This window comes from Curtobacterium sp. NPDC098951 (genome assembly GCF_044759965.1).
GTDB lineage: Bacteria > Actinomycetota > Actinomycetes > Actinomycetales > Microbacteriaceae > Curtobacterium.
In genome coordinates, this window is sequence record NZ_JBIWAG010000002.1 from 574,167 (window position 1) to 594,281 (window position 20,115).

Here is a 20,115-nt window from a genome sequence, read left to right on the forward strand (position 1 = left end):
GTCTCGCGCATGGACGTCCTCGTCACCGTCGTGCTGGTGATCGTGGTGGCCCTCGTGTTCGACTTCACGAACGGCTTCCACGACACCGCGAACGCCATGGCCACCTCGGTCGCCACCGGAGCACTGAAGCCCCGGACCGCCGTGCTCATCTCCGCCGTCCTCAACGTGGTCGGCGCGTTCCTGTCCACCGAGGTCGCGAAGACCGTCTCGCAGGGCATCATCCGCGAGGGGCAGGACGGCATCCACATCTCGCCGACGATGATCTTCGCGGGACTCGTCGGCGCCGTGCTGTGGAACCTCGCCACCTGGTACTTCGGGCTGCCGTCGTCCTCGACGCACGCGCTCTTCGGCGGGCTCATCGGCGCGTCGATCATCGGCGCGGGCCTGAACTCGGTCGACTGGGCGACGGTCGTCTCGAAGGTCGTCCTGCCGGCCCTGCTCTCCCCCGTCATCGCGGGCGTCATCGCCCTCGTCGCGACGTACCTCGCGTACACGCTGACGAAGAACGCGACCACCCACGGTGCCGCGACGGGCTTCCGGCACGGCCAGACGATCTCGGCGTCGCTCGTGTCGCTCGCGCACGGCACGAACGACGCCCAGAAGACGATGGGTGTCATCACGCTCACCCTGATCGCCGCGAACTACCAGTCCGCCGGGACCGGACCGGCACTCTGGGTGATCCTGGCGTGCGGCCTGGCGATCGGCCTCGGCACCTACATGGGCGGCTGGCGGATCATGCAGACCGTCGGCAAGAAGATCTCCGACGTGCAGTCGCCGCAGGGCTTCGCGGCGGAGACCAGCTCGGCGGCCACGATCCTCGTGTCGTCGCACCTCGGTTTCGCGCTCTCGACCACCCACGTCACGAGTGGCTCGGTGATCGGCTCGGGCCTCGGCAAGAAGCTCGCCGACGTGCACTGGTCGGTCGTCGGTCGCATCGTCGTGGCGTGGGTGATCACGCTGCCCGCGGCCGCGGTCGTCGGCGCCCTCGCCACCTGGGTCGCGTCGACGTCGACCATCGGGCTCGTCCTGGTCGCGGTGCTCGCCCTGGCCGGCGGGCTGACCTTCTTCTTCCTCGCCGAGCGCAAGCCGATCTCCCGCGACGACGTCGCGGCCGGATCGACCGGACCCACCGACCGGGCCGAGCCGCAGCCGGCCGGCGCGACGAACTGAGGGGCACGGCGATGGAGATCGACTTCACGAGCATCGGCCTGGTCGCCGGCGTCGGGTTCGTGGCCGCGGTGGGCATCGTGCTCGTCTACACGCTCGGTCTGCGGCTGCTCGGCCTCGGCCAGCCGGTCGACGCCGGCGGCGAGCGCACCCGGTACTCCGAGGAGACCCCGCGGTCCGGGCACACGCCCCCGGTCGCCCTGGCGGGAGCCGTGGTGTGCTTCGCCGTGTGCGTCGCCGCGGTCCTCCTGGGCATCTGGCTGACCATCCCGCAGTTCCACTGACCGACGCCGCGAACCGCCTGCGATGATCGAGCGGTGACCCACCACCACCTCGACGCCACCGTCGACACCGCGATCGACGTCCTCACCGCCGAGCGACGCCCGGTCCTGACCGTCGCACCGGGCGACACCGTGACCGTCCGGACGCTGAGCGCCGCGGGCTACACCGAGCCCCAGTCGGCCCCGGGGGTCGAGGCCCCGACCCTCGTCGACCCGCGCCGGGGGCACTGCCTGGTGGGCCCGATCGCCGTCGCGGGGGCACAGCCGGGGGCGGTCCTGGCCGTGCGGTTCGACGCGCTCGTGCCGGACGACTGGGGGTACACCGGCTCCGGCGGCGTCGACACCCCGGTGAACCGGGCGCTCGGCCTGACCGACCCGGCGGCACGCGGACCGCTGCTCTGGGACATCGACCCGGCGGCCGGCACGGCGGTGAACCAGCTCGGCCTCGGCGTGCGCACCGCACCGTTCCTCGGGGTCGTCGGTCTCCCGCCGGAGCCCACCGGCGAGCACTCGACGATCCCACCCCGAGAGGCCGGCGGCGGCAACGTCGACTGCCGCGAACTCGTCGCCGGTTCCACCCTCTACCTGCCCGTGACGGTGCCGGACGCCCTCCTCTTCGTCGGCGACGGCCACGCCGCCCAGGGTGACGGCGAGGTCTCCGGCACCGCGGTCGAGTGCGGCATGACGACCACGATGACGCTCTCGCTGCTCGACGCGGCACCCGTCGCCGGCGTGCACGCCGACACACCGGCCGGCCGGGTCACCCTCGGCTTCGACGCGGACCTCAACACCGCGACGACCACCGCCCTCGACCGGATGGTCGACTGGATCGCCGGACTCCACGGCATCGGCCGCGCCGAGGCGCTCGCCATGGCGAGCGTGGCGGTCAGCATGCGGGTGACGCAGGTCGCGAACCGCACGTGGGGTGTGCACGCACTGCTCCCCCACGACGCGATCCTGCCGTCGGACGCACCCCGCTGACGGACAGGAGGCGCGGCTCGGGTGCGCAGATCCGCTCGCCCACGCCGCGCCTCCCGTCGGCGGTTCCTTCCCATGGCGCCCGCGCTGGGAAGCAGGAACGGGCGTACCTGGTCGGAAGTTCCGACCAGGTACGCCCGTTTCCGGTAGGTACGCCCGGTTCCGCCAGGCACCGGCGCGGGCGGGCGCGGGCGGTCAGTGCGCGCTGTAGCCGCCGTCGACCAGGTGGTAGCTGCCGCTGATGAAGGACGCCTTGTCGCTCAGCAGGAAGAGCACCAGGGCGGCGACCTCGCTGTCGGTGCCGAGGCGCTTCGCGGCGTGCTCGGCCTCGAGGGCGCTGAGCTCCTCCGGCGAGAGCGACGCGCGCACGAGCGGGGTGTCGATGAAGCCGGGGCCGACCGCGTTCGTGCGGACACCCTGCGCCGTGTACTCGAGGGCTGCCACCTTCGTGAGCCCGACGAGCGCGTGCTTCGACGCGACGTACGCGGCGTTCTGCGCGATGCCGACCGACCCGAGCACCGACGCCATGTTCACGATCGCGCCACCGCCGGAGGCGAGCATCGCCGGGATCTCGTAGCGGAGGCCGTAGAACACCCCGTCGAGGTCCACCGCACGCACGCGGTCCCACGCGGTGACGTCGTACTCGCCGATGGGCTGCGGTGCGGCGCCGATGCCGGCGTTGTTCACGGCGAGGTGCAGCGCGCCGTAGGTGTCCACGGCGAACTGCACCATGCCCTCGTCGTCGGCTGCGACGGCGGAGTTGGCCTCGAACGCGCTCGCCGTCCCGCCGGCCTGCTCGATCGACGTCACGACCCGCTGTGCGGCGTCGAGCCGGATGTCGGTGACGACGACCGACGCGCCCGCCGCGGCGAGCTCCTTCGCGATGGCCGCACCGATGCCGCTGCCGCCACCGGTGACGATGGCGACCTTGCCCTCGAACTCGGACATGATTCCTTCTCTCTCGACAACACCTGTTGTTCACCAGCACGATACACCCAGAAACCAGTTCGTTCGCTGAACTAATTTGCTAGGCTAACGACCTGTGACCGACGCCACCGACCTCCGCATCGCGGTGAACCGCCTCTCCCGCACGCTCCGCGCGCAGAAGGCCGACACCACCGTCAGCGATGCCCAGTTCTCCGCGCTCGCTCGACTGCACCGCGACGGCCCGATGACCCTCGCCGAACTCAGTCGGCAGGACGGCGTCACCCCGCCGTCGATGACGAAGACGATCGCCGTCCTCGTCGAGCGCGGCCTCGTCTCGAAGGGCGACCACGGCGACGACCGCCGCAAGGTCCTGCTCGGCGCGACCGGCGCCGGCGCCGCGTTCGTCGAGGAGACCCGGCGTCGTCGGGACGGCTGGCTCACCCCGAGGCTCGCCGAGCTCACCGAGGCCGAACGACGCACCCTGGCCGACGCCACCGAGATCATGAGGAGGCTGGCCCAGCAGTGACCGCCATGTTCCGCTCCCTGTCCGCCCGCAACTACCGCATCTGGTTCGCGGGCGCCCTGGTGTCCAACGTCGGCACCTGGATGCAGCGCACCGCCCAGGACTGGATCGTCCTGACGAAGCTCTCCGACAACGACGCCATCGCCGTCGGCATCACCATGGCGCTGCAGTTCGGTCCGCAGCTGCTGCTCCTCCCGCTCACCGGACTCGCCGCCGACCGGTTCGACCGGCGGAAGATGCTCATGCTCACGCAGGGGCTGATGGGCGCTCTCGGCCTGGGGCTCGGCATCATGGTGCTCACCGACACCGCCACGCTCTGGTCGCTGTACGGGTTCGCGCTCGCGCTCGGCATCGTCGCCGCGTTCGACACCCCGATCCGCCAGGCCTTCGTGTCCGACGTCGTGCAGGGCGAACACGTCGCCAACGCCGTGGCGCTCAACTCGGCGTCGTTCAACGCCGCCCGGCTCATCGGCCCCGCGGTCGCCGGTGTGCTCATCGCGGCGATCGGCTCCGGCTGGGTGTTCGTCATCAACGCCGGCTCGTTCCTGGCCGTCCTCATCGCGCTGCGCTTCGTCGACCCGGCGCAGCTCGCCGAACGGATCCGGGCGAAACGGGGCAAGGGACAGATCCTCGCGGGCTTCCGGTACGTCCGCACCCGACCCGACATCATCGTCGTGCTCTGCATGATCTTCGTCGTCGGCACCTTCGGCGTGAACTTCCCGATCTTCACCTCGACGATGGCCCGCGTCGAGTTCCACAAGGGGGCCGGCGAGTTCGGCCTGCTCAACTCGGTGATGGCGATCGGCTCGGTGGCCGGCGCCCTGCTCTCGGCACGCCGGGACCGCCCGCGGATGCGCACGCTCGTCATCGCCTCCGCCGGGTTCGGACTGGCGTGCGTCGCGGCGGCCGTCGCCCCGACGTACTGGTCCTTCGCGATCGTCCTGGTGCTCGTCGGACTCGCGTCACTGACGTTCATGACGACCGCGAACGCCCTGGTGCAGACCACCACGAAGCCCGCGATGCGCGGCCGCGTGATGGCGCTCTACATGGCGATCTTCGCGGGCGGTACCCCCATCGGCGCCCCGATCGTCGGAGCCGTCGCCGATGCCTGGGGTCCCCGGTGGGCCATCGCCGTCGGCGCGGCCTCGGGGTTCGTGGCCCTGGCGATCGCGCTCGTCTGGCTCATCCGGTACGAACGGTTCCGGGTGCGGTACGACGCGGACACACGACTGCACCTGGCGATCACGCACGCGATGCCGGTCGTCGGGACCCGCGCCTCGCGCGCGGCGCTCCGGCAGGACCTGGAACGCGACGAGGCGGTCGCCGACCGGTCCAGCGCCGTCTGACGTGACCGCCTGACGGCCAGGAGGCGCGGGTCCAGCCCGCCCCGCGCCTCCCGTCCGCCGCGCGCCGGGTCGCGCCCGCCCCGAGCCGATCTCGCCTGCCCGCGCGGGTCTCGCCTGCCCGAGCGGGCGGAAAAAGTCACGCTCGGCGCTGCGGAGCGGCCGATTCCGCGCGCTCGGCGGAACCCCGCGGCGTGTCCTGCCCGGTCGTCGGGCGGGCTGTCGCGGCGTGTCGTGCCCACTCAGCGGGCGGCTGCGGGCGCGGCTCAGCGAGCGGCCGCGGGCGCTGCTCAGCGAGCGGCCGCGGGCGCTGCTCAGCGAGCGGCCGCGGGCGCTGCTCAGCGAGCGGCTGCGGGCGCGGCGAAGACACGTTCGTCGAGGGCCTGCACCACCCGGTCGGCCGCCGCGGCGAGCCGCTCCCCCGCGGCCCGCGCCGCGAGCACGGCGGCGTCGCCCGACACCGACTCGAGTCCCGCCCGGGTGTCTGCGAAGGCACGCACCTCGTCGGCGATGCACGACGGGGCGACGTCGGCCAGGCACTCGTCGGCACGCCGCGCGAGGAAGCGGAGCGACCTGGGACTGTGCTCGTCGAGGAGCAGGAAGGCCGCCGCGTCGTCCGGTCCGGGCGAGTGGTGGTCGCGACCGCGCTGGAACGCCTCACCGGCGCCGCACGCTCGCAGTGCAGTCGTCCACGACGGGCCAGACTCGGGGTCGAGCAGGGCCGACGCCAGCAACCGCGACGTCACCGAGCACCGCTGCAGCGCCCGTCCGAGGGTGAAGAACTCCCAGACCTCGTCGTGGCTCGCATCCGCCTCGACGACCCCGATCGCGAGGGCGCTCCGCTCCCGGACCCAGGCGAGGAACTCGTGGGCGCGCTCGGGACCGACCTTGCGGGGCATCCGGGACCGCGTGACGTTGAGGCAGTCCCACAGTTCGGTGGAGACGACCTCGCGGGCACGGCGCGCGTTGTCCCGGGCGACCGCGACGGCGGACGCGATGGAGGCGGGCTCGTGGCGGTCGAGCGCGAGGGAGTCGATCGTCGCGGCACGGTCGGGGTCGTTCGCCGGGCCCGCGGCTCCGACGACCGATCGGAGCTCGGCCGCGACCACCCGGTCCTGGTCGACGCCGGCCGGTTCACCACGGGCGACGTACACGTCGAGCATGCGTGCGACGACCTCGGCGCGTTCCACGGCGCTCCCGACGTGGAACACGCTCCCCGCGAGTCGGCTCAGCACGTCGGCTCCTGCATGCCGTGAACCTACTGACCGGGGATTGCGAGGGTGTTTCGTCGCCGCGTCACGGGTGTTGCGGGTCCGCCAGGGACGCTCGGAGGGGTCATTGAAGGACCGTCCCGACCGATCCGGTCCCCGCACTCGCTAGACAATCTAACTAGAGCGTCTAGCATTGTGTTCATGAGTACCGAGGTGACGACGAGCGCCGCGGGGTTCTGGTACGGCGAGGATTCCCGGGTCGACGCGGTGGATGTGCTGAACGCACTCCGCAGGTACCGCAGCGCCGAGAGTGCTGCGCAACGCCGTGCGCGCGAGGCACTGGGCATCGGTGAGAACGCCCTGCTCGCCCTCCGCGCACTCATCGACGCCGAGGAAGCCGGTCGGACGGTCAACGCGAAGGACCTCGCCGAGCGCCTCGACATCACCCCTGCTTCGACGTCGGCCCTCGTGGACCGACTCGTCCGCAGCGGCCACGTCGAACGCCACGCCGACCCGAACGACCGCCGCGGCGTCATCCTCACCGCGTCGGGCGGATCCATGCGCCAAGTGCTGCAGGTGATCGACCAGCTCGACTCCCGCGCGGTCGAGGCGGCGGAACACCTGTCGACCGACGACATGGCCGTCATCGTGTCGTTCCTCGATGAGATGGTCCGCGTCGTGGACGAGGTCGACGTGGACGTCCGCGACCACGACCGCGGGATCAGCCGGTCCGCGTAGCCTGCTGCCATGGCAGACACGGGCACCGGTGGCACTGCGGTGCCCGCGCCGCACGACCCCGAGGACGACATGCCCCTCGCCGAGCTCGACGCCCGAGCCCGGGCGGACGCGGCACTCCGTCGGATCCGGGCCGGGGCCGACCCCGCGCGTGAGGCGTTCGACCTCGCGAACACCATGAACGACGAGGCCGTCGGGCGCGTGACGAACGCGCTCCGACGGCTCCTCGGTCGCGACGGACGCCGCTAGAAGGCCGTGCCGACCGCCGCGATGTCGTCCCCGCCGTGGCCCGCGGCACTGGCATCCGCGTAGACCCGTCCGAGAGCGTCCAGCACGACCGTCGACACCCCCGTGGCACGTGCGGCGTCGGTGATGAGCCCGATGTCCTTCCGCAGGCCGTCGAGGGCGAACTGCGCCGGGAACGACCCGTCGATGATCGACTTCCCCTTCGTGTGGGCGTAGGCGGAGTCGCTGGCGCTGCCGTCGATCGCCTCGAGGAAGAGCGCCGGGTCCAGGCCGAGCGACCGGGCGAGCGCGAGGGACTGCCCCGTGGCCGCCGTGATCGACGCGATCCAGGCGTTCGCCGCGAGCTTGAGCGCCGTCCCCGCCCCGACGTGGTCGCCGGCGCGGACGGTCTTCGCACCGATGGCGTCGAGGACCGGGTCGATGCGCTCGAGCACGTCGGCGGGTCCGGCGGCGAGCATCGTCAGGGTGCCCTGCTCCGCTGGCGCCTTCGTGCCGAGCATCATGGCCTCGACGAGGGTGATCCCGTACTTGCCGGCGAGCTGGACGACGGTCTCGGTGCCGGCGACCCCGATCGTGGAGCACTGCACCCACACGGCGTCGGTCGGCGCCTCGCCCGCGGCTGCCTCGAGGACGTCCACCACCGCGTCGGTGTCGAAGAGCGTGAGGAGCACGACCTCCGCTTCGGCCACGGCAGCACCCGGGTCGTCCGCGACGGTTGCACCCCGGTCCCCCAGCGGAGCGGCCTTGTCGGCACTCCGGTTCCACACGGTCACCACGTGGCCCTCGCGGAGCAGCGACCCCGCCACCCCGGCACCCATCGCCCCGGTCCCCAGCACACTCACCCGCACGCGCGTCTCCGTCCCTGCGCCGCACCGTGCGGCAGCGGGTCCGACGCTACGCGCCGCAGGTCAGAGCAGTCCGCGATCCCCCAGCCACACCGCCGGGTCGATCGCCACCCCGCCGCGGAGGACCTCGAAGTGCAGGTGCGCCCCGGTCGAGACGCCGGTGTTCCCGACGGCGCCGATGCGCTCGCCCGCCGTGACATTCTGCCCGACCCGGACACCGATCTGCGACAGGTGCCCGTACCGGGTCTCGGATCCGTCCGGGTGCTGCAGCAGGACCTGGTTGCCGTACCCGCCGAGGGGCCCGGCGGCGACCACGCGGCCGGGCATCGCCGCGACGACCGCGGTCCCTTCGCGCGCCGCGAAGTCGAGCCCGCGGTGGTTCGTCGAGCAGGCCCCGCACCCACTGACCGACCGGGTGCCGAAGCCGCCCGCCACCGGGATCGTCCCGACGACGGGCCGTGCCACCGCGGTGCCGGCCGGCCGACCGGACGCCGAGCCCGACGCCGGAGCCCATTCCGGCACCCGCCCGATCGCGAACCCGTCCCGCTCGGCGCGGACGGCCTCGGTCGCCGAGGTCGTGTACTCCTGTGCGTCGAGCACGGCGGCGGACGACGTCACGCCGGTAGCAGCGCTGGCCACGGCGGTCTGCGGCGTCGCGACGGTGACGACCAGGCAGGTCGCGACGGCGATCGCGGTGAGGGGCACGGCACGTCGAGGACGCGACGGCAGCGCGATCGAACGGGTGACGGGCCGCGCTCGGTGCGTCGACCGGCGACCGGACCGGCGAACACGGGTGGAGACCGGGGCGGCAGGACGGTGCACCGCCGCCCCGGTGGTCGGGTGCGTGGCCGGACGAACGGTCACGGGGGCGAGCGACGCGCGGCGAGCGGCACCGCGCGGGCGCAGCGGCAACGGGTGGGACGTCGTGGACGACGGCATCGACACGGGCGCGGTCAGACGTGGACGGCGTCGGCGCGGGCACAGGCGCAGGCGCAGGCGCAGGCGCAGGCAACGGAGTGGACGAGCGGGGTGGAGGACATGCTGCTGGCCTGCCGATCAGGTGGTCGGGCACCCCGTTCTCGGTCGGGATGCGGTCGGAGCGTGCCCCTGGCACCCCTCCATTGAACCACCGGTATTTCAGATGTGCAACACCATGTCCTAGGTGTTGGGACTCAGTCCGGTTCGACCGAGTCCGTCGGGTCGTCACGACGAAGGACCTGCCGGACCCGTTCGACGATCGTCGCAGGCGGGTTGTTGTAGGCGTTCGCGGGCTCCTGGCCGCTGAGCTCCTGGATCGCCGCCATCACCGCGTCGGTCGCGTGCCGACGCGCACGGCCGGACGATGCATCGCCGAACCCGGAGAGGTCGATCGGGGCGCCGAACTCGATCGTGACCCTGGCGAGCTTCGGGACGCGGGACCCGACGGGCTGGACGTCCTGGGTGCCGGTGAGGGCGACGGGGACGACGGGAGCACCGCTCGTCAACGCCAGCCACGCCACACCGGTGCGCCCGCGGTACAGCCGGCCGTCGAGCGATCGGGTGCCCTCGGGGTAGATCGCGAAGGCCTCGCCCGCCTCGAGTCGCTCGAGCCCGAGGTCGAGGGCGTGCTGCGCAGCCGAACCCGCACCGCGCTCCACGCCGATCGCACCGATGCCCTCGAAGAACCCGCGGGACACCGCACCGCGGAAGCCCGTGCCCGTGAAGTACTCCTTCTTCGCGAGGAAGAACACCTTGCGCGGGGCCAGCAGCCCGATGGTCGGCGAGTCGATGAAGGAGCGGTGGTTGCTCGCGAGGATCACCGGACCGTGCTTCGGCACGTTCTTCCGGCCGATGACCCGCGGTCGCCACACCAGGCGCGCGAGCGGTGCCACGAAGGCACGGCTCAGCGTCGTGTACTTCGACGAACCGGACACACGTACCTCCTCGTGACGGGAGTCTCCGAGTGTAGTGATCGCAACCCCGATCACATGCCCACCTCGGAATGTGTCGCCGCTACTCCGCTCGGGCGACCACGTCGAGCACCGCGCGGCCGTACCGCTCGAGCTTCGCGCCGCCCACGCCGGAGATCTCGGACAGCTGGTCTTCGTCGGCCGGCTTCACGGCCGCGATCCCCCGCAGCGTCGCGTCGTTGAACACCACGTACGCCGGCACGCCCTGTTCACGCGCCTGCGCAGCACGCCAGGCACGCAGCTCCTCGAACAGGCCGAGGGCCTCCTGCGGCATGTCGGTCACGACGGTTCGACGGTTCCGGGACGCCCGCGGGGCCTTGACGGGGTCATGCCGCATCCGGACCTCGACGCGGCCGGCGAGGACGTCGGCGCTCGTCGGGCTCAGGACGACCGTGCCGAACCCGTCGCCGGACACCGCCGCGTACCCCTGCGCGAGGAGCTGTCGTGCGACCGTCCGCCACTCGGCCTCGCCGAGGTCGCTGCCGATGCCGAAGGTGGCGAGGGACTCGTGCCGCAGTTCCTGCACGCGCGGCGACTGCTTGCCGACGAGGATGTCGACGAGGTGCGAGACGCCGTAGCGCTGCCCGCGTTCACGGTCGAGCCGGACCACGGTGGACAGGAACTTCTGCGCCGGCACGGTGCCGTCCCACGACTCGGGCGGGGCGATGCACGTGTCGCAGTTGCCGCACGCGGTGGACTCCTGCCCGAAGTACGCGAGCAACCGGACGCGTCGGCACTCGATGGTCTCGCACAGGGCGAGCATGGCGTCGAGGTGCGCGCTGAGCTGCCGACGGTGCGCGGCGTCGCCCTCGGACTGGTCGATCATCCGCCGCTGCTGGACGACGTCGTTCAGGCCGTAGGCGAGCCAGGCGGTCGAGGGGAGCCCGTCACGCCCGGCGCGACCGGTCTCCTGGTAGTACCCCTCGACCGACTTCGGCAGGTCGAGGTGCGCCACGAACCGGACGTCCGGCTTGTCGATGCCCATGCCGAACGCGATGGTGGCGACCATGACGATGCCGTCCTCGCGCAGGAAGGCGGACTGGTTCCGTTCACGCACCTTGGCGTCGAGTCCGGCGTGGTACGGCAGCGCCGGGATCCCCTGCTCGGACAGCGCGGCGGCCGTGCGCTCGACCGAGTTGCGGGACAGGCAGTACACGATGCCGGCGTCACCGCTGTGCTCGGTGCGGATGAAGGTGAGGAGCTGCTGGAGGGCCCCGGTCTTCGGTTCGATGCGGTACTGGATGTTCGGCCGGTCGAAGTCGGCGACGAAGTGCGCGGCGTCGTCGAGGCCGAGCCGCGCGGAGATCTCGCGGTGGGTCTGCGGGGTCGCGGTCGCGGTGAGGGCGATTCGCGGGACGGTCGGCCAGCGTTCGTGCAGGACGCTGAGCTCGAGGTAGTCGGGCCGGAAGTCGTGGCCCCACTGGGCGACGCAGTGCGCCTCGTCGATCGCGAAGAGGGCGATGCGGGCGCGGTCGAGCAGCGCCCGGGTGGACTCGAGCCGGAGTCGCTCCGGCGCGAGGTAGAGCATGTCGACCTCGCCCGAGACGACGGCCCGCTCGACCCGGGCTCGCTCGTCCGGTCCCTGCGTCGAGTTGAGGAACGCGGCCTGGACACCGTTCGCCGCGAGGGCGTCGACCTGGTCCTGCATGAGCGCGATGAGCGGCGAGACGACGACACCGACGCCGTCCCGCACGAGCGCGGGGACCTGGTAGCAGAGGGACTTGCCGCCGCCGGTCGGCATGAGGACGAGCGCGTCGCCGCCGGAGACGACCTGGTCGATGATCGACGCCTGTTCGCCCCGGAAGTCGTCGTACCCCCACACCCGGTGCAGCACGTCGAGCGCGGCGGCACGCGACGCGGACGCGGCAGCGGGCGCGGGCGTGGTGCTCATGCGACGAGCCTACGGGCGACCGGAGACACCCACCGCACTGTCCACAGGCTCCGCCGACTCCTCGCCGGACCCGGCCACCTCGTCCGGCCCGGCCGGCGCGTCCGCCCAGCCCGCGCCTCCTGGACGGAACCAGCGCGCGCCACCGGCCCAGACCGGCACCGGACCGCGGAAGCGGGGCGCGGGCGCCCCGGCGAACCGCCGGTCGAGCTTCCGCCACCACGCGAGGAGCTCGATCATGCCCCAGTAGGCGAGCGAGGTCCCGAGCGTCACGAGCCAGCCACCGACCGTGCCGTTCGCGTCCTGCGACGCGAGGTCGATCCGCGACCAGCCCGGTGCCTGCAGCACGAAGATCATGATGTTGTTGAAGGCGTGCTGCAGGACGGTGGCCTCGAGCCCGCCGGTGCGCAGCACGATGATCGCGGCGACGAGCCCGAACGAGCCGACGTCGAGGATGCCCCAGACGTTGTAGCCGTTCGGGATGTGCAGCAGCGCGAAGACGACCGTCGAGACCGCCACCGCGAGCACCGTGCCGATGCGCGCCGGGATCCACGAGCCGATGGTCTGCATGAGGAAGCCACGGAAGATGTACTCCTCTGCCGCGCCCTGGAAGGGGACGAGCACGAGGACGAGCACGATCGTGAGGGTCAGCGTGCCGAGGGACACGGTCGACTGGCCGATCACGGCGTGGTTCCACCCGAGCCCGCCGTCGGTGGTGAACATGCCGTCGGCCGAGAACAGCCCGGTCTGCGCGATGAACATCGCGACCGCGATCACGAGTGTCGGGAGCATGCACCACGCGGTCCAGCCCCACCGCACCCGGAAGCGCGTGGACGTGAGGATGCCCGCCGGCCCGATGCGCGCGATCTTCACCGCGAGCAGGATCCCCGGCAAGAGGACCACGAGCGAGACCAGGGTCAGCGAGAGCACCACCGGGTCGGTGGGGTCGAGCGCGCCGTCCTGCAGGGTGTCGAGCAGCCCGGTCAGGCCCGATTCGCCCTTCGTCGCCGCGATCGGCACGAAGTAGGCGATGGTGATCAGGACCTGCGAGGCGACGTACCAGCCCGCCAGGAACGCGATGGCCACCAGTGGGCGCCACCACCTCCAGCGTGCGTCGACGCGGGGCAGGCGGTGGTAGGGAACGCTCACGTCACGCAGGGTACCGGGCCGGGCAGGATGGGACCCGTGCTCACCGTCGTCCTCGGCCTCTCCGGCGCCCTCGTCTACGGGTTCGCCGACTTCCTGGGCGGCCTCGCGTCCCGGCGGGTCCGCGCGGTGACCGTCGCCGCGGTCGCCGCCGCGGTCGGTGTCCTGCCGCTCCTGGCCGGGCTCCTGCTCGTCGGGGGCGTGTTCGCGACCGAGACGGTCCTGTGGGGTGCGGCCGCGGGCATCTCCGGTGGCGTCGGCGTCCTCCTGCTCTACCGCGCGCTGGCGATCGGCCCGATGAGCGTGCTCTCCCCGCTGACCGCCGTGTTCGCCGCCGTCGTGCCGGTCGTGGTGGCGGTGCTGCGCGGGACGGCGTTGTCGGGCCTCGCGGTCGTCGCCCTGGTCGTCGCCGTCGTCGCGGTGGTGCTGGTGGCCGCGGTGCGCGACACGTCGGGAGCGCGGGTGACCACGGTGGGACTCGTGACGGCGGCGGTCGCGGGGTGCGGGTTCGGCGGGATCGTGCTCGCGTACGACATGACGCCGTCGGACTCCGGGGTCGTGCCGCTGGTCGTCGCGCGGGCCCTGCAGGCGGTGCTGCTCGGGACGGCGGCGGTCGTCGTCGCCCGGCGGGCGGCCCCGGTGCGGGGTCCTGGAGGCGCGGCAGACCCCGGGACGTCGGCCGACGTCGCGGGGTCTGCCGCGTCTGGCCGCATCCGGGTCGGCGGACGCTGGCCGGCCCGCCTGGTGTGGACGGTGGTCGTCTGCGGCGTCCTGGACGCGGCGGCGAACGTGTTCATCCAGGCGGGACTGCACTCGAGCGACGACCCGGCGACGCTCCCCGTGGTCAGCGTGCTCAACGCGCTCTACCCGATCGGGACGGTCGTGCTCGCCGGGGTCGTGCTGCGGGAACGGCTGACGGCCGTGCAGTGGACCGGGATCGTGCTCGCGTTCGGGGCGTCGGTGGGCCTGGCGCTCGCGTAGCGGGGCGCGTGCGCGGGCTGCGGCGGCGCGGGCTGCGGCGGCGCTGGCTGCTGCGGCGGCGCTGGCTGCTGCGGCGCCGCTGGCTGCTGCGGCGGCGCGCGCGGCGCGGGACGTTTCGCGCTGTGCGACAGTTCACGGGCGATCGAGCGCGTGAGGTGTCGCTCAGCGCGTGGAGTCGTCCGGGCCGGGCGGCGCCCATTGCGGGTCAGTCGTCGGGGATGAGCCGCTTGCCGAGCGAGACCGCGTGGTCGTCGGCGTACCCGAGCGACTCGTAGAAGCCGATCACCCGCTCGTTGCCGGCGCGGACCTGCAGGCTGAGCTTCGGGCAGCCGAGGTCCGTCAGCAGTCGCTCGAACTCGGCCATGAACGTCCGTCCGAGGCCCGTGCCCTGCACGTCGGGCCGCACCGCGAGGTAGTTCACCCAGCCCCGGTGCCCGTCGAACCCCGCCATGCCGGCCCCGACCACCGGGCGTGCCGGATCGTCGACGTCCTCGGCCACCAGGAACAGCTCGGGCTGCACGGTCAGCTTGCGCGCGATGTCGCGTCGGGGGTCGTTCCAGGGACGGACCAGCCCGCACTCCTCCCACAGGGCGACGACGGCGTCGGTGTCGGCAGGGGCGAACGGTCGGAGGACGTGCTGCATCACTGCACCGTAACGGTGCTGTGGACAACCTCGTCTCCGGTTCGTCGCCGTGATCTGATAGACCTGTCCGACCACCCCATCCGGATCAGGAGCCCCGTGACCGCACACGAGACACTCTCGTCGCGCCGAGACCGCCGCGACGGTGCCGTGGGTGCTGCGCGTCGGGCTCCGCGGCGGCGTCAGACCGTGGGTGGCGCGATCGTCTCGCTCATCGCGGAGCTGCTCATCATCGCCGGCGTGGGGACCGGGCTGTACGTGGTGTGGACGGCGTGGTGGACCGACGTCGTCGCCGTGAACGAGCAGACCAAGCTCGTCGACGGCCTCGGGCAGCGCGACACCGCCGGCACCGGGACCGAGCACCGCGGGCCGGCACCCGTGCTCGCGGAACCGCCGGCCGTCTCCGACGTCTTCGGGACCATGCAGATCCCCCGGTTCGGCAAGGACTACGAGCGACCGATCGGCGAGGGTACCGACCGCGAGAAGGTCCTCAACACCATCGGCCTCGGTCACTACGTGGACACCGCCATGCCGGGCGCCGAGGGCAACTTCGCCGTTGCCGGACACCGGGTCACCTACGGCAAGCCCCTCAACCAGATCGCCGAGCTCAAGACCGGCGACGACATCGTGGTGCGGGTCACCGACGCGAAGACGAAGTTCGACGTCTGGTACGTCTACAAGGTCACCGACTCGCAGATCGTCACGCCCGACCACGTCGAGACCATCGCCCCGGTGCCGAACAAGCCCGGCGTCGAACCGACCGCCGACGACCGGTGGCTGACCCTGACCGCGTGCCACCCGATGTGGTCGGCCAAGGAACGGTACGTCACCCACGCCAAGCTCGACTACTGGATGCCCGCGTCGGAGGGCACCCCGAAGGAACTCTCGGAGACCGTGCAGTGATCTTCCCGTTCGTCTGGCGCATCCTGCCCGGTCCCACGGCGCTCAAGGTGATCGAGTTGCTCGTGCTCCTCGCGGCGATCGTGTGGGTGCTCTTCACCTACGTCTTCCCGTGGGTCGCGGCGGACATCCTGCCCCCGCCGGACGGCACGGTGGACGTCTCACCGTCGCCCTGACCCAGGTCGGCGGGCGACCCGTCGGCGTCGCGCGTCAGACGGTGGTGGTCACCCGCGAGCCGCCGTCGGCCGTGCGCCGCACCGCGATCCGCTCCGGGATCCGCTGCTTCAGTTCCTCGACGTGACTGACGATCCCCACCTGGCGTCCGCCCGCCGTCAGGCGCGACAGCTGCCCGATCACGTCGTCGAGGGTCTCGGGGTCGAGCGTGCCGAAGCCCTCGTCGACGAACAGCGTGCCGAGCGACACCCCGCCCGCCTCGGCCTGGACGACGTCGGCGAGCCCCAGCGCGAGGCACAGCGACACCGTGAAGGTCTCGCCGCCCGACAGGCTGCGGGGATCGCGGACCGTGTCGGTGGTCTGGTCGTGCACCGCGAGTGCGAGCCCCGTCCGTCGCGACCGTGAACCGGACTCCCGCTCGTCGGAGGTCTCGAGCGTGAAGCGACCCGCGAGCATCGCCCGCAGCCGGTCGTTCGCCGCCGCGACGACGTCCTCGAACCGGCGCATGAGCACGTAGGTGCCGAGGGTGATCCCGGTGGGGTTGGCCGAGGCGACACCGGCAGCGACGTCCGCGAGTCGCACGACGGCCCGGCTGCGCGCCGAGGTGTCGTCGCGCGCACGCACCGCCGTCGCCAGATCCACCGCGCACCGCTCGGAGGCGACCGCACGGTCGAGCGCCGAGGTGGCCGCGCGGACGGCGGCCTCGGCCGCGGCTGCGGTGGCGTCCCGCGCCGCCCGGGCGCCGTCGAGGTCGAGCGTCTGCGGGTCGTCGTCCGCCGCGGCGACCACGGCCGGTTCGGCGAGCCCGGCGTCGACGACCGCACGGGCCTGGTCGGCGCGGGCGACCTCGGCTCGGAGCGCCCCGGCCGTTGCCTGGTCGAGCACGTCGGCACGGGCGGAGGCGACGTCGTCGAATCCCTGGGCGCTGAGCACCCGGTCGATCTCGGCCGCACGTTCGTCGACGTCGGCCGCCGCCGAGGCCGCCCGGACGTCGGCCTCGATCACCGCGTCCAGACGCCTGACGAACGCGTCGAGGGCCTCGACCCCGCGGCCGAGCGTCTCCGGAGCGGCGCCGAGGTGCTCGGTGACCCGATCGACGGCGAGCGCCACCGCGGCAGTGTCCTGGTCGAGGCGTTCGGTGTCGGACGTCACCGCGGCGGCGAGCACGGCCCGTTCGGCGTCGACGTCGTTCCGCTGCCGTTCGAGGCTGCGTGTGGTGTCGTCGTGCGTCGCGCGCTGCTGTTCGAGCTCGCGCACGCGGACGGCGGCGGCGTGCGCAGCGGCCACGGCAGCGTCGGCCGCCGCGGCGAGGGCGTCGACGGTCTCGTCGTCGGTGTCGCCGAGGGCATCGGTGAGCCGATCGAGCTCGGCCCGCTCGAGCGCGAGGGTCGTCGCTGCGTCGGCGAGCGACCGCTCCGCCCGACGGGCACGCTCGGCGGCGGCCTCGATCGCGTCGGCGGTGGGGTGGTCGTCCTGTGGGGTGGCGACGACGGGGTGTTCGGTCGCGCCGCAGACGGGACACGGGTCACCCGGCTGGAGCGCGGCACCGAGTTCCCCCGCGAGACCGGCGATGCGGCGCTCCCGCAGGTGCTGCTCGGCCCGGACGAGTTCGTGGGCGGTGGTGCGCGCCGCGGCGACGGCCTGTTCGGCGCCGTGCACCCGTCGCTCGGACCCGGCCCGTGCGACGAGTTCGGCCCGGAGCACGCGGACGCGGTCCACCTCGAGCCGCGCCGCCTCGGACCCGGCGGCCAGGGCGGCAGCGGCTCGGGCGTCCTCGACGATCCGGGCGCGCTCGGCTGGGCGAGCGTCGAGCGTGGCGTCGAGTTCGACGAGCCGCTCGGCCAGGAGGGCCCCGCGGGCGACGGCGTCCGCGATCGAGCGACGCCGGCCCGGGACGGCGGCTTCGAGGTCGACGCGGTGCCGGACCGCGGCGAGACAGTCCGTCACGGCGGTCCGCCGTCGTGTGAGTGCGTCGTGGTCGGCGGTCAGACCGTGCTGGGAACGGAGGGCGTCCGTCGACGCGCGGGCACGGTCCGCCCGCGCCCGAGCGGCGTCGAGGCCGTCGGCGACGACCGCGACCCGGCCGGCACGTTCGCTGGACGCCACACGGGCCCGGGCGTCCGCGACGGCGTCGGCACCCGCGTCGAGTTCGGCACGGCGCGCGAGCAGGGCGGTCCGTCGCTCGGCCGCGGCAACGCGGGCCGTGACCGACTGCTCGTGCGCGGCCGCCGCCGCAGCGGCACGCGTCGCGTCGGCGCGCTCGGACTCGGCGGCGTCGGCCGTGGCACGGAGCGCGGCGACGGTCTCGGGCACGGCGGCCTCGTCCGGGTCGTCGGCGCCCGCCGCCTGGGCGAACCGGGCGAGCGCGTCGCGGACGGCGGCGTCGGCACCCTCGACCTCGGCGAGGACGGCGCGGCGTCGGGCAGCGAGCTCGTCGGCCGTCCGGTCGTAGACCTCGGTGCCGAACAGCGACTGCAGCAGCTTCCGGCGCTCTTCGCCGGGCGACCGCAGGAACCGGGCGAACTCGCCCTGCGGCAGGACGACGGTCTGCAGGAACTGGGCCTTGTCGAGTCCGACGATCCGCGCGACCTCGATCGCGATCTCGGGGATGCGCGAGGACATCGGCTCACCGATCGCGTCACCGGGACCGGCGAGCCGGAACAGCTGCGCGGACGCCTGCTGCTTGACGGTGCCCGTCCCCCGCTGCTTCGGGCGGTGGTACTGCGGTGTGCGTCGGAGGCGGTACACCCCGGCACCGGTCTCGAACACGAGCTCGACGAACGGCTCGACCGCGGGGTCGGCGTGCTGGCTGTGCAACCGGTCGTCGCTCGCCTCGGCACCGGCGAGTCCGCCGTACAGGGCGAACACCACGGCGTCGATGATCGTCGACTTGCCGGACCCGGTCGGCCCCTCGAGCAGGAACACCCCCGAGGCGGCGAGCGCCGCGAAGTCGATCGACACGAGGTCCGGGTAGGGACCGATCGCGCGGAGGTCGAGTCGGTGCAGGTACATCAGCGGTCCCCCTCGCGCTGGAGTGCCGCGGCGGCGGCCTCGTACGCCTCGGTGAGGATCGCACGGTCGGCGTCGTCGGGGGTGGTGCCGGTCGCGAACGACACGAAGTCCGCCGCGACCTCGACCGGGTCGGAGGTCGCCGTGACCGCGCGTGCGGCGGCGCGCTCACCGCGGTCGGTGGGTTCGTGCGTGACGGCGAGTGCGAACGGGAAGCGGTCCTTCACCCGCGCGTACATGCGCTCGGGGTGCACGGTGTCCGTGACGGCGACCCGGACCCAGGCGTCCGTGGCGGCCTGGTGCGCCCCGGACTCGATCTCGTCGATCGTGGCGCGGACGTCGACCAGGCGGCGCGGCACCGGCGTCGGCACGAGCTCGGCCGTCACCCGGCCCGCGTCGTCGAGGTCGACCACGGTGACGGACTTCCGCTGGTGCCGCTCACCGAACGAGAACGCGAGGGGCGAGCCGGCGTAGCGGAGGCGGTCGTCGTCACCGACCCGCTGCGGACCGTGCAGGTGCCCGAGCGCGACGTAGTCGATGCCGTCGAACACGGAGCGCGCCACCCGGTCGACACCGCCGACGCGGATGTCCTGCTCGCTGTCGCTCGGTTCGGTCCCACCGACGAACGCGTGTGCGACGACGACGCTGCGCGTGCCCGGGCGTCCGGCGAGGTCGGCACGGACACGGTCCATCGCGGCACCGACCACGGCCTGGTGGGAGCGGGCGAGCGGTTCGTCGGGGACCGCGGCGAGGGCGTACCGCGTCAGGTCGGGGTGCAGGTAGGGGATGCCGTAGACGGCGACGGGACCGTGAGCGTCGTCGACGAGGACGGGCGTGGCGATGCCGGCGGGTTCGGCGAGGATCCGGACCCGCGCGTCCATCACACCGGCGCCGAAGCCGAGCCGGGCGGCGGAGTCGTGGTTGCCCGGCGTGACCACGACCGTGGTGGTCTCGGCCAGCCGTTCGAGCACCCGTGACAGCATCCGGACGGCGTCGACCGGCGGGACGGCACGGTCGTAGACGTCCCCGGCGACGACGACGAGGTCGACCGCGCGGGCGCGCACCTGTTCGACGAGCCAGTCGAGGAAGGCCGACTGGTGCGCGAGCAGGTCGGCACCCAGCAGTGTGCGGCCGAGGTGCCAGTCGCCGGTGTGCAGGATGCGCATGCGGTC

20 protein-coding genes are annotated in these 20,115 nt (G+C 73.0%); 10 read left to right on the forward strand and 10 right to left on the reverse strand.

Translation table 11 applies throughout. The annotated features are described in order from the left end of the window. Positions 1-9: 9 nt before the first annotated feature. The 3 genes from ACIQUC_RS07365 to ACIQUC_RS07375 are packed head-to-tail and all read left to right on the forward strand — an operon-like array spanning position 10 to position 2,429. Positions 10-1,170, forward strand: coding sequence for an anion permease (locus tag ACIQUC_RS07365; protein WP_402264984.1), 1,161 nt, complete (start codon positions 10-12; stop codon positions 1,168-1,170). Between the two features lie 11 nt (positions 1,171-1,181). Beyond that, the gene (locus ACIQUC_RS07370; RefSeq protein ID WP_402264987.1) at positions 1,182-1,451 is read left to right on the forward strand and encodes a hypothetical protein; all 270 of its coding nucleotides are present in this window, start codon (positions 1,182-1,184) and stop codon (positions 1,449-1,451) included. Between the two features lie 33 nt (positions 1,452-1,484). Next, entirely contained in the window at positions 1,485-2,429 is a 945-nt protein-coding gene (locus ACIQUC_RS07375) for an acetamidase/formamidase family protein (protein ID WP_402264990.1), read from the forward strand. Positions 2,430-2,621: 192 nt separating this feature from the next. On the opposite strand, the gene ACIQUC_RS07380 is transcribed toward ACIQUC_RS07375, so the two are convergent. Then, complete coding sequence (locus ACIQUC_RS07380; RefSeq protein ID WP_402264993.1) at positions 2,622-3,374, reverse strand: SDR family NAD(P)-dependent oxidoreductase; 753 nt, start codon at positions 3,372-3,374, stop codon at positions 2,622-2,624. A gap of 94 nt (positions 3,375-3,468) precedes the next feature. Here ACIQUC_RS07380 and ACIQUC_RS07385 point away from each other — a divergent pair, with 94 nt between their 5' ends. Together ACIQUC_RS07385 and ACIQUC_RS07390 are read left to right on the forward strand one after the other, a co-directional pair. Then, positions 3,469-3,879, forward strand: a complete 411-nt coding sequence (locus tag ACIQUC_RS07385) for a MarR family winged helix-turn-helix transcriptional regulator (RefSeq protein ID WP_022905677.1) — start codon at positions 3,469-3,471, stop codon at positions 3,877-3,879. Continuing rightward, a complete protein-coding gene (locus ACIQUC_RS07390) occupies positions 3,876-5,222 on the forward strand; it encodes an MFS transporter (protein ID WP_402264996.1) in 1,347 nt (448 codons plus the stop codon). Before ACIQUC_RS07385 ends, ACIQUC_RS07390 begins: the two co-directional genes overlap by 4 nt. Positions 5,223-5,557: 335 nt before the next feature. Here the strand turns inward: ACIQUC_RS07390 and ACIQUC_RS07395 are convergent, their stop codons facing one another. Continuing rightward, on the reverse strand, positions 5,558-6,454 hold the full coding sequence (locus tag ACIQUC_RS07395; RefSeq protein WP_402264999.1) for an alpha-E domain-containing protein: 897 nt from the start codon (positions 6,452-6,454) through the stop codon (positions 5,558-5,560). A gap of 177 nt (positions 6,455-6,631) precedes the next feature. Between ACIQUC_RS07395 and ACIQUC_RS07400 the strand changes: the two genes are divergently transcribed. Both ACIQUC_RS07400 and ACIQUC_RS07405 read left to right on the forward strand, forming a co-directional pair. Then, on the forward strand, positions 6,632-7,168 hold the full coding sequence (locus ACIQUC_RS07400; protein ID WP_042723537.1) for a MarR family winged helix-turn-helix transcriptional regulator: 537 nt from the start codon (positions 6,632-6,634) through the stop codon (positions 7,166-7,168). Between the two features lie 9 nt (positions 7,169-7,177). Further along, positions 7,178-7,414 (forward strand): hypothetical protein, encoded by a 237-nt coding sequence (locus tag ACIQUC_RS07405; protein ID WP_402265002.1) that lies wholly within the window; start codon positions 7,178-7,180, stop codon positions 7,412-7,414. Here ACIQUC_RS07405 and ACIQUC_RS07410 read toward each other — a convergent pair. From ACIQUC_RS07410 to ACIQUC_RS07430, 5 genes are all read right to left on the reverse strand, one after another. Further along, positions 7,411-8,253 (reverse strand): NAD(P)-dependent oxidoreductase, encoded by an 843-nt coding sequence (locus tag ACIQUC_RS07410; protein ID WP_402265005.1) that lies wholly within the window; start codon positions 8,251-8,253, stop codon positions 7,411-7,413. The two genes, ACIQUC_RS07405 and ACIQUC_RS07410, sit on opposite strands and share 4 nt — an antisense overlap. A 66-nt stretch (positions 8,254-8,319) precedes the next feature. After that, positions 8,320-8,961 (reverse strand): M23 family metallopeptidase, encoded by a 642-nt coding sequence (locus ACIQUC_RS07415; RefSeq protein ID WP_402265008.1) that lies wholly within the window; start codon positions 8,959-8,961, stop codon positions 8,320-8,322. 467 nt (positions 8,962-9,428) lie between these two features. Then, positions 9,429-10,169 (reverse strand): 1-acyl-sn-glycerol-3-phosphate acyltransferase, encoded by a 741-nt coding sequence (locus ACIQUC_RS07420; protein ID WP_022905684.1) that lies wholly within the window; start codon positions 10,167-10,169, stop codon positions 9,429-9,431. 79 nt (positions 10,170-10,248) lie between these two features. Beyond that, positions 10,249-12,096, reverse strand: coding sequence for a DNA helicase RecQ (recQ, locus tag ACIQUC_RS07425; protein ID WP_402265011.1), 1,848 nt, complete (start codon positions 12,094-12,096; stop codon positions 10,249-10,251). Positions 12,097-12,105: 9 nt separating this feature from the next. Further along, entirely contained in the window at positions 12,106-13,242 is a 1,137-nt protein-coding gene (locus ACIQUC_RS07430) for a lysostaphin resistance A-like protein (protein WP_402265014.1), read from the reverse strand. 36 nt (positions 13,243-13,278) lie between these two features. Between ACIQUC_RS07430 and ACIQUC_RS07435 the strand changes: the two genes are divergently transcribed. Further along, the gene (locus ACIQUC_RS07435; protein WP_402265016.1) at positions 13,279-14,220 is read left to right on the forward strand and encodes an EamA family transporter; all 942 of its coding nucleotides are present in this window, start codon (positions 13,279-13,281) and stop codon (positions 14,218-14,220) included. A 205-nt stretch (positions 14,221-14,425) separates the two neighbouring features. On the opposite strand, the gene ACIQUC_RS07440 is transcribed toward ACIQUC_RS07435, so the two are convergent. Further along, on the reverse strand, positions 14,426-14,863 hold the full coding sequence (locus tag ACIQUC_RS07440) for a GNAT family acetyltransferase (protein WP_402265019.1): 438 nt from the start codon (positions 14,861-14,863) through the stop codon (positions 14,426-14,428). A 186-nt stretch (positions 14,864-15,049) separates the two neighbouring features. Between ACIQUC_RS07440 and ACIQUC_RS07445 the strand changes: the two genes are divergently transcribed. After that, positions 15,050-15,763 carry a class E sortase gene (locus ACIQUC_RS07445; RefSeq protein ID WP_402265022.1) on the forward strand — a complete coding sequence of 238 codons (714 nt, stop codon included), beginning with the start codon at positions 15,050-15,052 and terminating at the stop codon, positions 15,761-15,763. Then, on the forward strand, positions 15,760-15,936 hold the full coding sequence (locus ACIQUC_RS07450) for a hypothetical protein (RefSeq protein WP_022905690.1): 177 nt from the start codon (positions 15,760-15,762) through the stop codon (positions 15,934-15,936). Before ACIQUC_RS07445 ends, ACIQUC_RS07450 begins: the two co-directional genes overlap by 4 nt. 34 nt (positions 15,937-15,970) lie before the next feature. Here ACIQUC_RS07450 and ACIQUC_RS07455 read toward each other — a convergent pair whose 3' ends face one another. Together ACIQUC_RS07455 and ACIQUC_RS07460 are read right to left on the reverse strand one after the other, a co-directional pair. After that, positions 15,971-18,946, reverse strand: coding sequence for an AAA family ATPase (locus ACIQUC_RS07455; RefSeq protein WP_402265025.1), 2,976 nt, complete (start codon positions 18,944-18,946; stop codon positions 15,971-15,973). Continuing rightward, entirely contained in the window at positions 18,946-20,109 is a 1,164-nt protein-coding gene (locus tag ACIQUC_RS07460) for an exonuclease SbcCD subunit D (protein WP_402265027.1), read from the reverse strand. The genes ACIQUC_RS07455 and ACIQUC_RS07460 overlap by 1 nt, the downstream gene beginning before the upstream one ends. Positions 20,110-20,115: the final 6 nt, after the last annotated feature.

Coding starts and splice junctions, on each gene's coding strand:
- ACIQUC_RS07365 (WP_402264984.1), top strand. CDS start 10: ATGGACGTCCTCGTCACCGTCGTGCTGGTGATCGTGGTGGCCCTCGTG.
- ACIQUC_RS07370 (WP_402264987.1), top strand. CDS start 1,182: ATGGAGATCGACTTCACGAGCATCGGCCTGGTCGCCGGCGTCGGGTTC.
- ACIQUC_RS07380 (WP_402264993.1), bottom strand. CDS start 3,374: ATGTCCGAGTTCGAGGGCAAGGTCGCCATCGTCACCGGTGGCGGCAGC.
- ACIQUC_RS07400 (WP_042723537.1), top strand. CDS start 6,632: ATGAGTACCGAGGTGACGACGAGCGCCGCGGGGTTCTGGTACGGCGAG.
- ACIQUC_RS07405 (WP_402265002.1), top strand. CDS start 7,178: ATGGCAGACACGGGCACCGGTGGCACTGCGGTGCCCGCGCCGCACGAC.
- recQ (WP_402265011.1), bottom strand. CDS start 12,096: ATGAGCACCACGCCCGCGCCCGCTGCCGCGTCCGCGTCGCGTGCCGCC.
- ACIQUC_RS07440 (WP_402265019.1), bottom strand. CDS start 14,863: ATGCAGCACGTCCTCCGACCGTTCGCCCCTGCCGACACCGACGCCGTC.
- ACIQUC_RS07455 (WP_402265025.1), bottom strand. CDS start 18,946: ATGTACCTGCACCGACTCGACCTCCGCGCGATCGGTCCCTACCCGGAC.
- ACIQUC_RS07460 (WP_402265027.1), bottom strand. CDS start 20,109: ATGCGCATCCTGCACACCGGCGACTGGCACCTCGGCCGCACACTGCTG.